This is a genomic window from Dactylosporangium thailandense (genome assembly GCF_059739745.1).
Genome location: NZ_AP029195.1, coordinates 5,990,946 through 6,007,205, shown reverse-complemented (window position 1 = coordinate 6,007,205; position 16,260 = coordinate 5,990,946). Strand labels below are relative to the sequence as shown.

Sequence of the window (16,260 nt, the reverse complement as noted above, 5' to 3'; positions counted from 1 at the left end):
AGGAAGTTCTGTGGCCGCACCGAAGAAGTACCCCGACGAGTTGCGAGCGCGTGCCGTGCGCTTGTATCGCGAGTCGGACCCGAAGCCGACGATCCGGCGGCTGGCTGAGCAGCTGAACGTGCATCACGAGGCACTGCGGAACTGGATTCGTCAGGCTGAGGCAGACGCGGGCGAACGTCATGACCGGCCCACCACCGAGATGGCCGAGGAGAACCGCCGGCTGCGTGAAGAGGTTGCCGAACTGCGCCGGGTCAACGAGATCTTGCGTGCGGCGTCCAGCTATTTCGCGTCGGAGCTCGGCCCGGCCCGGCGACGGTCATGAGGTTCATCGACGAACACCGTGACCGCTTCGCGGTCGCGCTCCTGCTACGGGTTCTGAACATCGCCGAGTCGACCTACTACCAGTGGGTCAAGCAGGCCGAGCAGCCCTGTGACCGGGATCTGGTCGACCTCGGGCTGATCTCCAACATCTATGACATCTGGGAGGCCTCCGGGCGCACCTACGGCGCCGACCGCGTCCATCGGCAACTGCGCCGCGACGGCATCCAGATCGGCCGCAAACGCGTCGAGCGGCTCATGCAGCAGCAGGGCTGGCACGGGGCGTTCCTGCACCGCGGCTGGCGCGGCGGCTCAACGAAGCAGGACCCACGGCACACGCCGGCACCGGACCTGGTCAACCGGAACTTCACCGCAGCCGCCCCGAACCGGCTCTGGGTGGCCGACGCCACCCGGATCCCGTGCGGGGAGGGCGTGTTCTGGCTGGCGGCGGTCCGGGATGTGTTCTCCCGCCGGATCGTCGGGTGGAAGACCTCCGATAGGTGCGACACCGAGCTGATCCTCGCCGCGCTCGAGTACGGCATCTGGTCCCGCGACGTCCGCGACGGCCAGCTCATCCATCACAGCGATAGGGGCTCGAACGGCGAATTCAACCGATCGTCGCAACACCTTCATCGCGGAGGTGGGCGATGGGTAGGAACACGAAGCTGGAGCGGGTGCCGGAAGGGGCGCGGAGGCAGTGGGCGGCGGACCGGGCGTTGCGGGCGCCGATGCGGTCGCCGGGTCGGCCTGAGCCGTCACGCGCGGTGCAGCGGCAGTTCTGGCGGCTGATCGCGACGGGGGTCACGACGGTCGAGGCGGCGCTTGATGTTGGCGTGTCGTGGCCGGTGGGGGCGCGCTGGTTTCGGAACGCTGGAGGCATGCCGCCGATCAGCCTGGACGAGCCTTCGGGCCGCTATCTGTCCTTCGCCGAACGGGAGGAGATCGCGCTGCTGCGGGCGCAGGGCAAGGGCGTGCGGGAGATCGGCCGCAGGATCGGCCGCGACGCGGGGACGATCTCGCGTGAGTTGCGGCGCAACGCCGCAACACGCGGCGGCAAGCTGGAGTATCGGGCTGTGGTGGCGCAGTGGAAGGCACAGCAGGCGGCCAAGCGTCCGAAGACAGCCAAGCTGGTGTCGAATCCGCGGCTGCGCGAATACGTCCAAGAGCGCCTGAGCGGCAGCGTCCGCCAGCCTGGCGGCGAGCTCGTGACCGGGCCGAGGGCTCGGGCCTGGAAGGGACGCAACAAGCCCCGCCGGGAGGACCGCCGCTGGGCGACCGCGTGGAGCCCGGAACAGATCAGCAACCGGTTGCAGCTGGACTTCCCGGATGATGAGTCCATGCGCATCTCGCATGAGGCGATCTACCAATCGCTGTTCATTCAGGGCCGGGGCGCGCTCAAGCGTGAACTGGTCGCGTGTCTGCGCACCGGCCGGGCACTGCGGGTGCCGCGCGCCCGGGCCCGGCAACGCCGCGACGGCATGGTCACCCCCGAAGTGATGATCAGCCAACGGCCGGCCGAGGTCGAAGACCGGGCCGTGCCCGGACACTGGGAAGGTGACCTGATCATCGGGCTGGACAGGTCCGCGATCGGGACCCTCGTGGAACGAACCACCCGCTTCACCATGCTGCTGCACCTGCCCCGCATGGACGGTTGGGGCGTCGAAGCGCGGTCGAAGAACGGCCCGGCCCTGGCCGGACACGGCGCCGAAGCCGTCCGCGAAGCGATCGCCGCGACGATCACCGCCCTGCCCGAGCAGTTGCGCCGCACGCTCACCTGGGACCGCGGCAAAGAACTCGCCCAGCACGCGAAGCTGACGATCGACACCGGCGTGCAGGTCTACTTCGCCGACCCGCACAGTCCATGGCAGCGCGGCACGAACGAGAACACCAACGGGCTGCTCCGGCAGTACTTCCCCAAAGGCACAGACCTCGCCCGCTGGAACACCAGTGAACTCGAAGCGGTCGCCGCAACGCTGAACAGCCGGCCACGCAAAGCGCTCGAGTGGAAGACGCCTGGCGAAGCCTTCAACGAGCTGTTATCGTCCACTCAGGACAGTGGTGTTGCAACGACCGGTTGAAACCGGTAACTATACGAGCTTCCGCTTCTCGCAACGCTTGACCGACAACGGAATCCGGCCGTCCATGGGATCCGTCGGCGACTCGTTCGACAACGCCCTGATGGAGAACTTCTGGTCGACGCTCAAGATCGAATTGGTCTATCGCACGAGCTGGCGGACCCGTGACGAGGCCGAGAACGCGATCTTCACCTACATCGACACCTGGTACAACACCCGCCGCATCCAACGCGAGCTCGGCTACCTCAGCCCCGACGAATACGAGGACGCCTGGCACGCACAGCCTGAGCCAGATAACCTCAGCCCTGCCCCGACCGGAAGCAGGTAACCGCCGCTCCGTCGAAACGGGGGGAACTCATGTGGACCAAGGAGGGCAAGGATCCCGCGGCTGTATCGCGCCGTACGGTGCCGATGTCTGAGGCGATGTCCATGATCGGCTTGACGCAGGACAGCCAAAGTACCCCATAGAGACGCCGCCTCGCCTGCATTTGTCACCGCCGGGCCCAGTGATCACGTTCACGCTCATGCCGCCGCTGATGCGTGGTGACCGGCCCGGGGCTCGTGACTCGTAGTCATGAGCCTTGGCCTGGTCGAGACATCCTGCCGATGAGCGCGCATCCGAGCGATGTCTTTCCAGCGCAGCTCGACGAGTCATGCGGCAGTGATCTTGACGACCGTGGACCGGGAGTTCTCCAATGATCAGCTAAGGGTGGCGAATCATCGGCGTCAGTCCGGGCGGTGTGGGGGCGGGCGATCTTTGCGGCCATGCACGCAGGCTTGTTCCGGACGGCTGCCAGTTGCGTTACCGTGGGCGTGGCCGCGGCGATCTCGTCGTCGAACTGCAAGCCGTCGACCCGGCAGTGGAGCCGGCCACGACATTTGCCGGGGCCCGGCCCGTGGTTCGTGCTGGCTGCCCGCCTTAGCAGCACCCGGGCGGCCCACCTCAAGGAGGCCGGGCACCAGGACCAGGCGGCCCGGGACTCCTGGGGCGCCATGACTCCAGCGCAGTTGCCTGCGCGTGTGAGCCTTACGCCCCGCGCAGCAGCGCCGCGATCCGCTCGACGTCCTCCGCCGTGGCCCCGGCGGCCATCCGGTCCCGGGTCCCGCCGAAGTTGGTCCGCAGCATCATGCTCAACTCCTCCTCGCTCACCCCGCGGGCCAGCATGGTCTCGCGCACTGGCCAGTATTTGCGCACCCGCTCGGCGAGGACCCCGCGCTCCGAGCGGATCTCGTCGGCCGGGATCTCCCAGGGTTCCTGGCGGCTGCGGTCGTCGCCCCAGAACTCGAGCGTCCAACCGGGCCACAGCTGGGCCCACCGCTCCCGCAGTCCCCGCAGCGGCTCCACGCTCCACAGCCCGGCCCGCCGCGTCCCCGGGTCGAGGTCCAGGCCGGCGGTCACCATGTCCAGCGACTCGTACTCCATCACCTCCAGCAGTTCGGGCCCGGCGGTGACCCAGTCGATCAGGCCGGGCCCCATCCGCCAGCGCCGGTAGGCCGCATTCGCGTTCAGCCCGTACCGCCGTCCGCCGACGGTGACGATGGCCTTCGCCAGGTCGTACTCGAGGTCGAACTCGTTGCGTGGCGTCCGGTCCGGCCCCTCGTCGTTGTGCGCGGCGGCGGGATCCTGGCCGGCGTAGGCCATCAGGTCACCGATGCCGTCATAGGCCCAGCGGATCTCCCAGCCGGGCCAGGTCGCGGCGTAGCCCTGGAGCATCGCCGTGCGGTACGCCGGGTAGTTGAGCTGCGTGTTGAACAACAGCAGCACCCGGCGGTCGGCGTCGATCAGGACGGCGCCTTCGGAGCTGACGTCGTCGAACCAGGAGCCGTCCTCTGCGAAGTCGTCGCCGTCCAGGCGACGTAGCGCGATCTGCGGCCCGAGGGCGAAGTCCACGTCGATCTGCAGCCCGGAACCGCCGCCCAGCGCGTGCACCCGGCACACCCCGTCACGCACGACCACGTAGTTGACCCGGCTACCCACCGCCGTACCATATCCCGGCGAGCGCGGCGTCGGCGCCGACCGACCAAGCGATGGACTGCCGGAACTCATTCGCGGAGCCGGTCAGCCGCGCTCCTCCTCACCCGAGGCTCGGGCGTGGCCTTCCTTGCCATGCTGATCCTCCCGGCCGCCTGCGAGGCGACCTACCGGCCACCTTCAGCCCGCTGGTGTTCAGCAACGACCCCTCCGGCAAGCTTTCCTGGCTTCATCCGTAAGAAAGGGGGCCCAGATGTGCGCACTTTCCGGTCCGGACGAGCCTGTCTCCCTCGATCAATAGCCGCGACTTTCGGACCCACTCTGCGGCGGCACGCATCGGTCAAAATGGCGGGTGGGGATTTGGTCTTCTGGCCAGCCACCAGTAGTTACGCTAAGCAATGGCTGCCCGCTCTTGGCGGCTACCGGATCTGGTTCCCCTCTAGGTCAAGGGGTCTTCGCAAGATTCTTCCTTGATTTTGGCGTCGATGGTGGTCAGCTCGTCGATGAGCTCGCGGGCCAGGTCGTGGCGGGTCTGGGCGACGATGCCCGCCGGTGGCGGCGCGGTGCGCAGCAGGTAGCTGGCCTGGCCGCGGGTGAGGAACTTCTTGGCCCCGCCGGGGACCAGCTCGAGCAGCAGGTGGTGGATGCGGCTGACGACCTCAGTGCGGGCCCGGCCGAGTTCGTCACGCCGGTCGACGAGCTGCCGCAGCACGACGGTGTGGTCGTCGGCGGCCACCGTGCGCAGGCCCGGGGTGCGCAGGCCGGCCACGGCCACGCTGTGCGCGTCAACCGGGTCGGTCTTGCGGCCCTGACCGGTGTCGAACACCCGGACCCGGGCGGACAGTTTCGCGGGCACGTCGATGACCGTTTCACCGTCGGCGACCAGCCGCTGGGCGATGTGCCGGCCGATCCCGGCGCAGCCCTCCACTGCCCACACCCGCTCGGGGAACGTGCGGCCGGTCGTGAGCATTCGTTGGTATCCGCCGGCCTCGGTGCCGTACCGGCCGCGGGCCAGGACCTGTTCCCGCTCGTCGATGACCTCGATCGCGGCCGACCGCTTGTGCGGATCCATGCCGATCACCACACGGCTCATGGCGTTGTCTCCTCGTGTCGTACACAGTGGACGATCGCCGTGGAGGGCAATGCTCATTTGAGCTGGGCACACCCCTGACTTGAGCCATTCCCGGCAGCGGTGGCCGGCGGGCGCACGCCAAATGAGAGTCACACCCTGATGCCGTGGACAGCCGATGATGAGAGCGATCCCGTCGGCCACCTCGACCCAACCTGGCCGGGTTGAGGTCGTAGATCAACTTCTATAAGTAGCCGATGTGCGCGCTTCTCATGGCACCATACGGGTGATCGAAGGCGACTTCTCAGCCCGCGAGCGCCTAATCGGCTTGTAGCCCTGGCGGCAAATGGTGCCACCAATGCGAGCAGCCGTCAGCGCAAAAGAGGGCCCGCCGCCGCTGGTCGGCGATGCCGAGGGTCAGCACGAGTAGTCGAAAGGCCCTTTCCAATTCCGCCTCCGGGAGACCACTCAGCTTGCTCAGTGACGCGCTGAGTTCACTCCTCACGAGGAGCACCGCTGGAGTGACCGTCGGCCGTACTCCGGACCGGATAACGGCGAGCCTGCCGTCCTCGACGGTCGCCCGTGCTTGCGAGACAAAATTTCCTAGCTTCCGCAGGACCATCCTGCGATCGTCAACTGCCATCCCGTTGAACCAGGAGACTCCGCCCTCCACGGGATCAAGTCCCTGTGCCAGCCGGTTCAGCGCCAGCTCCAACGAAACCTCCAACGAAATCTCCAACCGTGCGGTCATATCGATGCTCTGCTTCACCAGTCTGTGACGCGCTCCTCGCTGGTTCACGGGCCGGCCGACGAAGTATTTCGCGACGAGAGTCCGCACAAGTATCGACGACACTTCCCCGCGCGCGAAGGCGATCGCCGCCTCGCGAAGCAGGACATCCTCCCGTCGTCCAATGATCGCGTTTACGGACATGCCGCTGACCGCGCGCCGGCCGGACGGACGCACTGACAGTCTGTGACGGGGGAGCTGACATGCCCACCGCCAAGGTGAGTCTTTGCGCGGAGATCCGATGATTACGCGAGGTCCAGCAACTGCATGTCCCCGGTACGTACCATCCAGTCGACCCAGTAGCCGAGCCGTCCGCACGCGATGCACCGGCTCGTAACGGCTATCGCGCGGATGCCCGCTCGGCCTGCACTCCGCACGCTTGATCGGCTGCGCGCACATGCCGCTGTCGTCTCGGCGTGGACGTCCACCTGCGGGCCTCAACGTGTCGGTGGCATGAGCGGTCGACATGCGGAATTCATGGCGCTGCCGGCGCTTCCCTGGTAGGTATGGCGAGGCACGCGATGTGACTCCGCGCTACCGTCGACGCCGATGATGGACGATGAGCGCAGCACCGACTTCTCGCGCAGGTGCGTCCAGCGTGCATACCTGTATCTGGCACGGAACGTCGATGTGACCGGACCGCCGTTCACCTCCAGCGATCTAGCTCTGATGTCGTTCGACCCCGATGAGGTTACGAGGCTGGTAGGGCTTCAGCCGACCACGACATGGCGCTCCGGCGACCCACATCCGGTATCGGGAACCTCGAGACCGCGTCGATTCAGCAGCTGGAAGTACGAGCAGCCAGAGGCGCACAACTACATCACCGAAGACATCGTTGTTCCTCTGCTGGACGCCATCGAGCCATACACCGACGGCATCCACACGGCCTGCTGCACCCTGGGCATGCGCGCCGGCATCATGGTGGTCGTCACCATGCACGGCGACCGCGACGCCGTCGATGGTGAACCTCATGTGTCCACCGCCGCCATCACGTACACATCGGAGACCCTACGGCGGCTGGTGCAGCTGGATCTGTCATTGGCACACGACCAGTACGTTCTCGTACCCGACTAGCGAATTCTGCGCCGCCGTATCCAGTCCTCAACGTTGCCGGCCCGGGGTGAATGGCCCACCGTCTCGTTGACGTCAGTGTTGAATGAGTGCCTCGTCGACGCGGACCTCTCCGGCCACGATCATCATGGCGACCGTTCCGGATGCGGTCTCTGCGTCCCAGGTGAAGACCTGGTAGCTGTCGTCGTTGATCACCGCTCGGGCGAAAGCCTGCTCGTCGGCGGTCGGGGACCGGAAGACTGGGTGGTGAAATGTCGCAGTGCTGGCGACCCAGACGACGTCGCTCAGCACGAACGTCCGCACGAACAGCCCGTACGAGCCCGGATGATTCACGTACGGGCGTTGCAGGATCAACGACCCGACACTCCCGCCGGGCAGTGCATCGGAGGAATCCGCGACCAAGCAAGGCCAGTCCTAGTCCAACTCCCGATGCTCGGGCAGTGCAGCGGAGAGCCCGAGATGGAACCGCAACTCGGTCAGGAAAGTCGCCGGCACGTCGGGACGGAGGCGCAGCGTCAACATCCACTCGTAGTGCAAACTCACGGCTTCTCCTGCACGATCACGGTAGCCGCTGCCGACGTCCGCTGTACTGTCGTGGGACTGCTCGTCGGGCGAGGAGTCGACTACGGGCTTGCCGAGAGCAGAAGGTCGAGCGCGTTCACGGACGGTCGTGCAGGAACCACGCGTCGCTGCGGGTCACGGCGAGCGCGAGCGCCCACGGCGGCATCTGGAGACTGCCGCCGACCGCCTTGAGCTGCTTGGCAAGCCGCCATGCGTCTGGACCGAGCGTCGGCGGCCGGGCGACGACGAACTGCAACATCGTCGTCCAGCAGGCCACCAACTCGGCACCGCAGTGTCGCTCCCACTGCCGGATCGCCGCCGCCAGCCCCGCCGGCCCGTCGGGCCGGGCAGCGGCGTAGTAGCTGACCCAGAGCGGTGCCAGCCACTGATCCGGTGTCGGCAGGAGGACGAGCTGCACGTCCCGCGGCGTGTACCAGGTCCGCGTGCCGACGTAGTGCGCCGCGACGCCATGCCCCAGCTCGATGAGATCCGGATCGGCGACAATCGTCTCCCAGAGCCATCGCTCGACGGCCAGCCGGGTCGTGGGCAACGGCAACTCCCGCTCGGCCCGCGCGGCGAGGTTGACGTAGCCGAGGCTGCCCACGTGCAGGTACAGGTCGTTCGGACCGACCGGGTCATCGTCGCCCCAGTTGCGGTAGATCGACCAGGGGTCGACGGCGCGAGCTGCCCGCTCCAGCACGGCGATCTCGTGCGGCTCCGGCTCGTGATACAACTCCCCGACACCCGTCAGCACCGGCCACCGGCCAGTCAGCGCCACCACCGATCGGGCCGCCCGCCAGGACTCCAGGACCCGCGCCGGCACAACGCCCTCCACCAGCATCGTGTCGCCCAGTCCCCGCTCCACCGGATGCCCGTCGAGTGCCGGTCCCCGCAGTGCCACGGCAACCTCGCCCGGATCGTCCATCACCCGCACCACGCCGACGACCGTACCGTGACGAGCGGACACGTCGGTGCCCCGCTTCGCTGGATCGACCGCGTCCGCGCCGAAGGCCGGCCCGCCGCACATCTCAGCGAGTGACCAGCACTGCGGGGCCAGGACTTCCTGTCCTGCCGGTGAAAGGACATGGTGTCGGCCGCGTGGTGGGGTTGACTCTCCTATTGTGGGAGACCCGATGGTTGGCGGCATGCCCGACGAAGACGCCGTCTTGTTGAGTATCGGCGAGTTGGCGGAGCGGACCGGTCTGTCGGTGAAGGTGATCCGTCACTGGTCCGACATCGGCGTCGTACCGCCGACCGGCCGCAGCTCGGCCGGTTACCGGCGCTATGACGCACGAGCGGTGGCCCGCCTCGAACTCGCCCGGACCCTGCGTGATCTCGGGCTGGGCATGGCGTCGATACGCGGTGTCCTCGACGGCGAGCGCAGCATGGCCGATGTCGCCGCTCTGCACGCCAGCGCGTTGGAGGTGCAGATACGCACCCTGCGCGTGCAGCGTGCGGTGCTGCGTTCGGTCGCCAACCGTGGTGGCACAACCGAGGAGCTTGCTGTCATGACAAAGCTGGCACGGCTGTCCGCCGCGCAGCGCAACGCGATCGTGCACCGGTTCATCCGCGACGTGCTGGGCGACCTGGACGTTCCCGGGTACCGGGAGGGCCTGCTGGCCGCCACCCCGGATCTGCCCGACGAGCCCACCGACGAGCAGGTCGACGCGTGGATCGAACTGGCCGACATGCTCGACGATCCGCAGCTGCGCACCGCGATGCGCAGGATGGCCGAGTACGCCGCGCGACACGCCCCCGGCCGGCTGGGCGAACACGAGGTGCGCGCGGTCGAGCAGGTGACGGACTTCTGGGTGCGGCGAGCCACCGCGGCGATCGACGCGGGCATCCCGGTGGACTCGCCGGTGGCCGACTCGATCGTGGCCGATGTCGTCGATGCCTGGCTGCCCACACAAGAGGGCAGCGACCTGCGATCGGGCGGTGACGGCGAGCACGCGCGGAGCCTGCTGCTCGAACAGCTGGAGATCGCCGCGGACCCGCGCGCCGAACGGTACTGGCAGCTGCTGTGCATCATCAACGGCTGGCCGGTGCGACCGAGCCTGGCCGCGGCCGGGCAGTGGCTGATGACCGCACTGCGCGCCAACCCCGCACCAGGCGTCCGCGCCGCGAGCATCGCCGCCGCGCTCGAGCACGCCGCCCCGCCCAAGCCGGCGGAAGTGCTGGATGCCTACGTCCGGGTCCTGGCCGAGGTGGACACGATCGTGTCCACCGTGACCGCCGACCGCTTCGATGACCCCACGCCCTGCGCCGACTGGAACGTACGCACTCTGCTGAACCACCTGGTCTACGAGAACCTGATGTGGACCAGCCTGGCCAACGGCGACCCCCGAAGCGACTTCACCGCCGACCACCTCGGCGCGGACCACGTGGCCGCGTTCCGCGCCTCGGCCCAAGCGGCGCTGACCGCCTTCCGCCGGCCCGGCATGCTGACGCAGCGGTACGGGCCGGCCCCGGGCTGGCGACTCGTCGAGCAGGTCAGCATAGAGATGCTCGCCCATGGCTGGGATCTGGCCAAGGCAACCGGTCAGCCCACCGACCTCGCCCCCGACCTCGCCGAGACAGCCCTCGCCACCGTCCACGAGATCTACGGAGAGCTGCCCCGAACGCCTGGCGGCTCGTTCGCCCCCGCCCGGCCGGTTCCCGTCGAGGCCGGCGCCGCCGATCACCTCGCCGCGTACCTGGGCCGAGACGTCAGCTGGACTCCCCACGACTGATGCCGGGACGTTCCCCTCCGCCCCCGTAGACAGCGCACAAGATGAGCAACCCGGGAGCGGGTGCGCCGCTGTGCCAAGATGGATCGCATGGCAGACGAGGTCGTCGATGTGGTGATCCGGCCCGACGGCAAGGTCGAGATGCACGTCTCCGGCGTCGACGGGATGGTCTGTGTCGAGCACACCGACCAGCTCGTCAGCCTGCTCGGCGGCGACGTCGAGGCGCAGGAGCTGACCGCCGAGGCCTACGTGCAGGCCGAGGCCGAGGCCGAGATCGACCGGCAGAACCGGCTCTGGCATTGACCGGGTCGCTGCTGGTCCACGCGATCGTCCCGCGCAGCCGTGCCAACGGGCCCGGTGAGCGGATGACCGTCTGGGTTCAGGGGTGCACGCTGGCGTGCGCGGGCTGCTTCAACCCGGGTACGCACCCGGGCGGGGAGGCGGCCACGAGCGTCGCGGAGCTGCTCGCGATGGCCGAGGCGCTGCCGATCGAGGGCGTCACGCTCACCGGCGGGGAGCCGCTGCAGCAGGCCGGGGGCGTGGCCGCGTTCGGGGCCGGGCTCAAGGCGCGGACCGGGCTCGGGCTGATCATCCTGACGGGGTACTCGCGGCGCGAGATCGAGGACGACCCGGCGCGGCGCGCGGCCGTCGCGCACGCGGACCTCGTCGTGGCCGGGCGGTATCAGCGCCGGGCGCACCTCGGCGGCGGGCTGCGCGGCTCGTCCAACAAGGCGTACTGGTGGCTGACCGGACGGTACCGGGGCGTGGAGCTCGAAGCCCTGCCCGACCTCGAGGTGCTCGTCGGCGCCGACGGCACGCTGACGATCACGGGCATGGCGGCACCGACCATCGGATAGGCGGGGGAACGGACATGGCTGGCGTCGGGGACGAGATCCGGCTGTACCTGCGGGCCCGGGTCGCGCTCATCGTGCTCGTCACGATCGAGGAGCAGCGGGCCGTCGACATCCTCGACGACGTGCGCCGGGAGCGGGACCCCGGCGCGGACCTCATCGTGTGGGACGTCGCCGACCACTTCACGTCCGCGGCCAAGCCGCCGGCGGGGCAGCGGCCGCTGCCGGAGACCGGCGACCCGGGCACCGCGCTGGACAAGATCAAGGAGCTGGCGAACAAGACGCCGGAGCGCCGCGACATCTATCTGCTCAAGGACTTCCACGAGTTCTGGGGCCGCGACCCGCGCATCCGCCGCAAGCTCAAGAATCTGGCGCAGCAGCTGGTGTACACCGGCAGCTCGCTCGTCGTGATCGCGCCGACCCGGGCGGTGCCGGTCGAGCTGCGCAACGACGCCGTGGTCGTCGAGCTGCCGCTGCCGACCGCCCCGCAGCTGCGCCACGAGCTCGACGGGCTCATCGAGGGCACCGCGGGTGTGCGGGCCGCGCTGAGCGGCGCGGGGCGGGCGAAGCTGTCGCAGGCGGCCCTGGGGCTGACCGTGGCCCAGGCCAAGCGGGCGTTCGCGAAGGCGATCGTGCGCGACGGGGCCCTCGACGACCGGGGCATCGACACGGTCCTGCAGGAGAAGAAGGCCGTCGTCCGCGAGAGCGGCGCCCTGGAGTTCTACCCCGTCGAGGAGACCAGCGACGACGTCGGCGGCCTCGACGCGCTCAAGCGGTGGCTCACGCTGCGCGAGCGGGCGTTCTCGGAGGAGGCGACGAGATACGGGCTGCCCGCGCCGAAGGGCATCGCGCTGATCGGCATCCCGGGCACCGGCAAGAGCCTGACCGCGAAGATGATCGGCGGGCTGTGGCGGCTGCCGCTGCTGCGCCTCGACGTCGGCGCGCTGTTCGGCTCGCTCGTCGGGGAGAGCGAGGAGCGGGTGCGCCTGGCGATGCAGCTCGCCGAGACCGTCGCCCCGTGCGTGCTGTGGATCGACGAGATCGAGAAGGCCCTCGCGGCGGGCGGGCTCGACGGCGGGACCTCGCAGCGGGTCTTCGGCACGATCCTGACCTGGATGCAGGAGAAGACCGCGCCCGTGTTCGTGGTGGCCACCGCGAACGACGTCACCGCGCTGCCGCCCGAGACGCTGCGCCGCGGCCGGTTCGACGAGGTGTTCTTCCTCGACCTGCCGACCGAGCGGGAGCGGCGGGAGATCATCGCGGTGCACCTGCGCAAGCGCCGCCGCGACCCCGAGGCCTTCGACGTGCACCACCTGGCCCAGATCTCCGACGGCTTCGTCGGCGCCGAGCTGGAGCAGGCCGTCATCGACGCCATGTACCACGCCTTCGCCGAGAACCGCGACCTGCGCACCGCCGACATCACCGAGGCCCTGCTGCGCACGGTGCCGCTGAGCCGCTCCCAGCGCGAGGTCATCGAGCACCTGCGCGCCTGGCTGCGCCAGGGCCGCGCCCAGCCCGCCTCGGCCGCCCCCGACCGCCGCGACCCCGCCGCCGAGCGCGGCCCCGGCCTGGAGCTGGACCTCCCGCACGACTCGGGCGACTCGGGCTACCCGGACGGCTGGGACGGGTGAACGCGGCCTGGCGGCGCACGGTGGAACGGGCCGCGGCCGGGGACGGCACCGCGATCGTGGCCCTGCGATGGTTGCTGGAGCGGGAGGGCGGCGCGGAGCTGACGGAGGCGGTGTGGCGGGCGCTGCTGGCGGTACCGTCGCCGGATCCCGGCCTCTGGGCGGCCGTGCGGGCCGACTGCCTCGCGGCGCTCGACGACGGCGAGCTGCTCACGGCGGCCGCCCGCGACGACGGGCACCCGGTCGCGCAGACCGCCCGGGAACGCATCCGGCTGCGCGGCGGGACCGAGCTGGAGGCGCTGTGCCTGCTCGCGCCCGGGCGGCCCGGGCTCGCGGCCTGGTGCGCGCAGCACGCGTCCGACCTGGTGAGCCCGCCCGTGGCCGCGATGCTGCTGCTGGTGACGGGGCAGGCGCAGCAGTACCACGCGATCGACCCCGACGGCGGCGCGCTGCGGGCGGTGCTGGCGATGCCGGGGCTGGCGGAGCGCGGGCCGCTCCTCGCCGCCATGGCCGCCGCGGGGGTCGAACCGGCGCTCGTGGCGGGTGGCGCCGGCCCCGAGGCGCTCGTCCTGGGGCTGCCGGTCGCGCGGGCGGCCGAGGCGGCGCGCGGCCTCGCCGGCGGCCCGGCCGGGGCGGCGCTGCTGGAGCTGCTCGCCGCCGCCGACGCCGACCGGCTCGACCGGGCCACGTTCGCCCTCATCCGCCTCGCCCCGCCCGTCGCCGTGGTGGCGTGGCCGGACGGGCCGCCGCGGGTCGTCGACCTGTGCGAACTGCCCGAACGGCCCCTCGGCGAGCTGCTGCCGTTCGAGCTGGGGGTGCTGGAGGAGTACCTCACCGCGAGCCGCCCGCCGCCCGACGTGCGGGAGCTGCTGGAGCTGCTGCGCGACTGCCTGCGCCTGCGCTACGGCGACGGCATCGAGCTCGGTGGCCGGCGATGATGAGCGCGCTCGTCCGCTGGTATCTCGGCGACGCGTTGCTGCAGCGGGCGGCCGGCGGCAACCGGGCGCTGAACCGGGCGGCGCGCAAGGCCGTGCTCGAGGCGGGCGACCCGCAGGCCCTGGAGGAGCTCGCCCGGCGTGCCCTGGACCGCCCGGATCTGCAGATCTGGTGCGCGCGCAACGACATCGTCCCCGCCGACGCCGTCACGGCCGCCGCGCTGTTCCTCCTGACCGGGCAGCTGCGGCGGTACCGTGCGATCGACCCCGACACCGCCCTGCTCGCCGAGGCCCTGTCCGCCGCGGACCCGTCCCGGCGCGGCCGACTCCTGGCCGCCCTCGCCCGGGCCGGCGACATCGAGCCGGTGGTGGCCGCGGCCCGGCAGCGCAGCAGCCGGATGGTCTGGGACCTGCCGCTGGCCGAGGCGGCCGCCGCGGTCGCCGGTTTCGGCTCCTGGCGCCCGGCGGTGCGGACCGACGCGGCCCTCTTCGACCGTCTCGCCGCCGAGCAGCCCTGGCGGGTTGCCTCGGCCGTGGCCGCGCTGCCCGGACCGTCCCGCATCGACGTGCGCGGCCAGGTCGCCGACCTCGCCTTCGGCCCCCAGGCGGCCCGCCTCGCGATCCTCCACCGCCTCGGCACCGACCGCTACCGGCTGGTCGACGCGATGCGGGGCGGCCTCGGGCGCTACGAGTACGACCTCGACCTCGGCGTGCGCACCCTGACCGAGGCGCTCGCCGTCGGCGTCACCCGGCGCGTGATGGTGCACCTCGGCGACGCCGTGCTCGCCCTCGACGGCCAGGGCATCGTGCTGTTCTCGCGCGGGCGCCGGCAGGAGGTGTACCCGGGGCGCCTGTTCCACACCCTCGCACCCCTCGGCACCGCCGGCGGCTGGGTCGCGCTCGGCGGGGACGGCCGGCTCGTCCTCGGCGCCCGGGGCGGGAGCGTGCGGGCCGGCGAGGACCGGATCGTCGACGTGGGGCCCGGCACCCGCCTGGCCGCCGCGCCCGACGGGCGGCACATCGCCGTCGCGACCGAGGACCGGATCGTGCTGCTCGACGCCGACGGCCGCGAGCCGCGGGCGGTGCCGTGGCCGTCGGGGCGGCTGGAGGGCGTCGCCTTCACCGGCGACGGGCGGCTCGTCGCGCTCGACCAGCCCGGCGGGCCGGGCGGGCCCGGGAGCCGCCTGCACCGGTGGCGGATCGCGGGCGGCGAGCTCGTCGAGGAGGCCGTCGCCGCCGTGCCCGTCGCGCGCAACCTCGAGGCGCTCGACGGGCGCACGCTGGTGCTGGACACCGGCGAGGAGCTGCTGCACCTGCGCGACGCCGAGACGTTCGAGCCGCGGCCGCCGATCGAGGGGTCGACGGCGCGGATACCGTACCCGCGCGCCGCCGCCGGATTCGTCGCCGTCACCCGGCACTGGCTGCGGCCCGAGCACGCGATCGACGTGGACCCGCCCGCCGCCTACCGCCTCGCCGGGCGCCCGCTGTCGGGGCCGGCCCCGGGCGACCTCGAGACCCTCGACCGGCACACGGAGCCCGATCGGGGCCGGGCGTGGGTGCTGGGGCTGCTGCGCGACTGCCTGGCCATCCGGTTCGAGGCCGACGTCGCCCTGGGCCGGCGCGCCGATCTCGCCGAGGACGACATCGCCCTCGGCGTCAGGCCTCCCGGCCCGGCGTGAGCAGCCGGCCGGCCCGCGCGATCGTCTCGCGCAGGTTGGGCTCGGTGGCGAGGTCGAGCGCCTCGGCCACGGTGAGCCAGCGCAGGGGTGCGTCGGGCTTCTCCGGCCGGGCCGCTGCGGGGCTGCCGGTGGCCAGCACGAACCGCACATCGGCGTGCTCGTGCGCCGGCTCGTCGCCCTTCGCGTTCACCGGCACCACGACGACGTGCACGATCTCGGCGCGGGCGGGATCGGGGTAGGGGACGAGGTCGGCGAGGCCGGTCTCCTCCTCGCCCTCGCGCAGCGCGACGGCGACCGGGTCGGTCTCGCCGGGGTCGCCGTGCCCGCCGACCTGCAGCCACGCCTCCTGCCGCGCGTGCCAGCGCAGCAGCACCCGCCCCGAGGCCGGGTCCACGATCAGCGCGGACGCGGTGACGTGCAGCGGGGTCGCCCGCGACCAGACGTCGCCGCCCCCGTCGAGCAACGCCCGCACCCGCGCGACGTCACCCGCCTCGTCGGCGTCGGCGGGACGGTAGTCGGCGATCAGCTCAAGCAGCACGGTCAATCACCCTAGCGCCCGGGTGTCATGCTGGTGACAGGCGCCGG

General features: G+C 70.9%; 18 protein-coding genes. 11 read left to right on the top strand and 7 right to left on the bottom strand.

Features of this window, described 5'->3' with window-relative positions; all coding sequences use genetic code 11:
* Nucleotides 1-10: 10 nt before the first annotated feature.
* The 4 genes from AC6JBM_RS26375 to AC6JBM_RS26360 are packed head-to-tail and all read left to right on the top strand — an operon-like array spanning nt 11 to nt 2,721.
* The gene (locus tag AC6JBM_RS26375; RefSeq protein ID WP_497986250.1) at nt 11-322 is read left to right on the top strand and encodes a transposase; all 312 of its coding nucleotides are present in this window, start codon (nt 11-13) and stop codon (nt 320-322) included.
* On the top strand, nt 319-1,107 hold the full coding sequence (locus tag AC6JBM_RS26370; RefSeq protein ID WP_497986249.1) for an IS3 family transposase: 789 nt from the start codon (nt 319-321) through the stop codon (nt 1,105-1,107). The genes AC6JBM_RS26375 and AC6JBM_RS26370 overlap by 4 nt, the downstream gene beginning before the upstream one ends.
* Complete coding sequence (locus tag AC6JBM_RS26365) at nt 1,047-2,396, top strand: IS30 family transposase (RefSeq protein ID WP_497986495.1); 1,350 nt, start codon at nt 1,047-1,049, stop codon at nt 2,394-2,396. The genes AC6JBM_RS26370 and AC6JBM_RS26365 overlap by 61 nt, the downstream gene beginning before the upstream one ends.
* Nucleotides 2,374-2,721, top strand: a complete 348-nt coding sequence (locus AC6JBM_RS26360) for a transposase (protein ID WP_497986248.1) — start codon at nt 2,374-2,376, stop codon at nt 2,719-2,721. Before AC6JBM_RS26365 ends, AC6JBM_RS26360 begins: the two co-directional genes overlap by 23 nt.
* A gap of 699 nt (nt 2,722-3,420) precedes the next feature.
* Here AC6JBM_RS26360 and AC6JBM_RS26355 read toward each other — a convergent pair.
* From AC6JBM_RS26355 to AC6JBM_RS26345, 3 genes are all read right to left on the bottom strand, one after another.
* Nucleotides 3,421-4,371, bottom strand: a complete 951-nt coding sequence (locus AC6JBM_RS26355; RefSeq protein ID WP_497986247.1) for a hypothetical protein — start codon at nt 4,369-4,371, stop codon at nt 3,421-3,423.
* Between the two features lie 433 nt (nt 4,372-4,804).
* Nucleotides 4,805-5,458 (bottom strand): IS110 family transposase, encoded by a 654-nt coding sequence (locus tag AC6JBM_RS26350; RefSeq protein WP_497986246.1) that lies wholly within the window; start codon nt 5,456-5,458, stop codon nt 4,805-4,807.
* A gap of 295 nt (nt 5,459-5,753) precedes the next feature.
* A complete protein-coding gene (locus AC6JBM_RS26345; protein WP_497986245.1) occupies nt 5,754-6,365 on the bottom strand; it encodes a DUF5958 family protein in 612 nt (203 codons plus the stop codon).
* Between the two features lie 405 nt (nt 6,366-6,770).
* Between AC6JBM_RS26345 and AC6JBM_RS26340 the strand changes: the two genes are divergently transcribed.
* Nucleotides 6,771-7,295, top strand: a complete 525-nt coding sequence (locus AC6JBM_RS26340; protein WP_497986244.1) for a DUF4279 domain-containing protein — start codon at nt 6,771-6,773, stop codon at nt 7,293-7,295.
* A gap of 72 nt (nt 7,296-7,367) precedes the next feature.
* Here AC6JBM_RS26340 and AC6JBM_RS26335 read toward each other — a convergent pair whose 3' ends face one another.
* From AC6JBM_RS26335 to AC6JBM_RS26325, 3 genes are all read right to left on the bottom strand, one after another.
* Nucleotides 7,368-7,646 carry a hypothetical protein gene (locus AC6JBM_RS26335; RefSeq protein ID WP_497986243.1) on the bottom strand — a complete coding sequence of 93 codons (279 nt, stop codon included), beginning with the start codon at nt 7,644-7,646 and terminating at the stop codon, nt 7,368-7,370.
* Nucleotides 7,647-7,706: 60 nt separating this feature from the next.
* The gene (locus AC6JBM_RS26330; RefSeq protein WP_497986242.1) at nt 7,707-7,835 is read right to left on the bottom strand and encodes a hypothetical protein; all 129 of its coding nucleotides are present in this window, start codon (nt 7,833-7,835) and stop codon (nt 7,707-7,709) included.
* A 115-nt stretch (nt 7,836-7,950) separates the two neighbouring features.
* Nucleotides 7,951-8,790 (bottom strand): DUF4253 domain-containing protein, encoded by an 840-nt coding sequence (locus AC6JBM_RS26325; RefSeq protein WP_497986241.1) that lies wholly within the window; start codon nt 8,788-8,790, stop codon nt 7,951-7,953.
* Nucleotides 8,791-8,986: 196 nt separating this feature from the next.
* On the opposite strand from AC6JBM_RS26325, the gene AC6JBM_RS26320 reads away from it, so the two are divergent.
* The 6 genes from AC6JBM_RS26320 (at nt 8,987) to AC6JBM_RS26295 (ending at nt 15,675) form a co-directional block, all read left to right on the top strand.
* Nucleotides 8,987-10,585 carry a TIGR03086 family metal-binding protein gene (locus AC6JBM_RS26320; protein WP_497986240.1) on the top strand — a complete coding sequence of 533 codons (1,599 nt, stop codon included), beginning with the start codon at nt 8,987-8,989 and terminating at the stop codon, nt 10,583-10,585.
* Nucleotides 10,586-10,672: 87 nt separating this feature from the next.
* Nucleotides 10,673-10,885, top strand: coding sequence for a DUF2997 domain-containing protein (locus AC6JBM_RS26315; RefSeq protein ID WP_497986239.1), 213 nt, complete (start codon nt 10,673-10,675; stop codon nt 10,883-10,885).
* Nucleotides 10,882-11,439, top strand: a complete 558-nt coding sequence (locus AC6JBM_RS26310) for a 4Fe-4S single cluster domain-containing protein (RefSeq protein ID WP_497986238.1) — start codon at nt 10,882-10,884, stop codon at nt 11,437-11,439. Before AC6JBM_RS26315 ends, AC6JBM_RS26310 begins: the two co-directional genes overlap by 4 nt.
* Before the next feature lie 14 nt (nt 11,440-11,453).
* A complete protein-coding gene (locus AC6JBM_RS26305) occupies nt 11,454-13,064 on the top strand; it encodes a Ycf46 family AAA ATPase (protein WP_497986237.1) in 1,611 nt (536 codons plus the stop codon).
* On the top strand, nt 13,061-13,999 hold the full coding sequence (locus tag AC6JBM_RS26300) for a hypothetical protein (protein ID WP_497986236.1): 939 nt from the start codon (nt 13,061-13,063) through the stop codon (nt 13,997-13,999). Before AC6JBM_RS26305 ends, AC6JBM_RS26300 begins: the two co-directional genes overlap by 4 nt.
* Nucleotides 13,996-15,675 (top strand): WD40 repeat domain-containing protein, encoded by a 1,680-nt coding sequence (locus AC6JBM_RS26295; RefSeq protein ID WP_497986235.1) that lies wholly within the window; start codon nt 13,996-13,998, stop codon nt 15,673-15,675. Before AC6JBM_RS26300 ends, AC6JBM_RS26295 begins: the two co-directional genes overlap by 4 nt.
* On the opposite strand, the gene AC6JBM_RS26290 is transcribed toward AC6JBM_RS26295, so the two are convergent.
* Nucleotides 15,653-16,213, bottom strand: coding sequence for an NUDIX hydrolase (locus AC6JBM_RS26290; RefSeq protein ID WP_497986234.1), 561 nt, complete (start codon nt 16,211-16,213; stop codon nt 15,653-15,655). The two genes, AC6JBM_RS26295 and AC6JBM_RS26290, sit on opposite strands and share 23 nt — an antisense overlap.
* Between the last annotated feature and the right edge of the window lie 47 nt (nt 16,214-16,260).

Bases quoted from the DNA above. Each gene is read 5' to 3' on its own strand.
- AC6JBM_RS26370 (WP_497986249.1), top strand. From the start codon at position 319: ATGAGGTTCATCGACGAACACCGTGACCGCTTCGCGGTCGCGCTCCTG.
- AC6JBM_RS26320 (WP_497986240.1), top strand. From the start codon at position 8,987: ATGGTTGGCGGCATGCCCGACGAAGACGCCGTCTTGTTGAGTATCGGC.
- AC6JBM_RS26315 (WP_497986239.1), top strand. From the start codon at position 10,673: ATGGCAGACGAGGTCGTCGATGTGGTGATCCGGCCCGACGGCAAGGTC.
- AC6JBM_RS26350 (WP_497986246.1), bottom strand. From the start codon at position 5,458: ATGAGCCGTGTGGTGATCGGCATGGATCCGCACAAGCGGTCGGCCGCG.
- AC6JBM_RS26340 (WP_497986244.1), top strand. From the start codon at position 6,771: ATGATGGACGATGAGCGCAGCACCGACTTCTCGCGCAGGTGCGTCCAG.
- AC6JBM_RS26365 (WP_497986495.1), top strand. From the start codon at position 1,047: ATGCGGTCGCCGGGTCGGCCTGAGCCGTCACGCGCGGTGCAGCGGCAG.
- AC6JBM_RS26295 (WP_497986235.1), top strand. From the start codon at position 13,996: ATGATGAGCGCGCTCGTCCGCTGGTATCTCGGCGACGCGTTGCTGCAG.
- AC6JBM_RS26345 (WP_497986245.1), bottom strand. From the start codon at position 6,365: ATGTCCGTAAACGCGATCATTGGACGACGGGAGGATGTCCTGCTTCGC.
- AC6JBM_RS26305 (WP_497986237.1), top strand. From the start codon at position 11,454: ATGGCTGGCGTCGGGGACGAGATCCGGCTGTACCTGCGGGCCCGGGTC.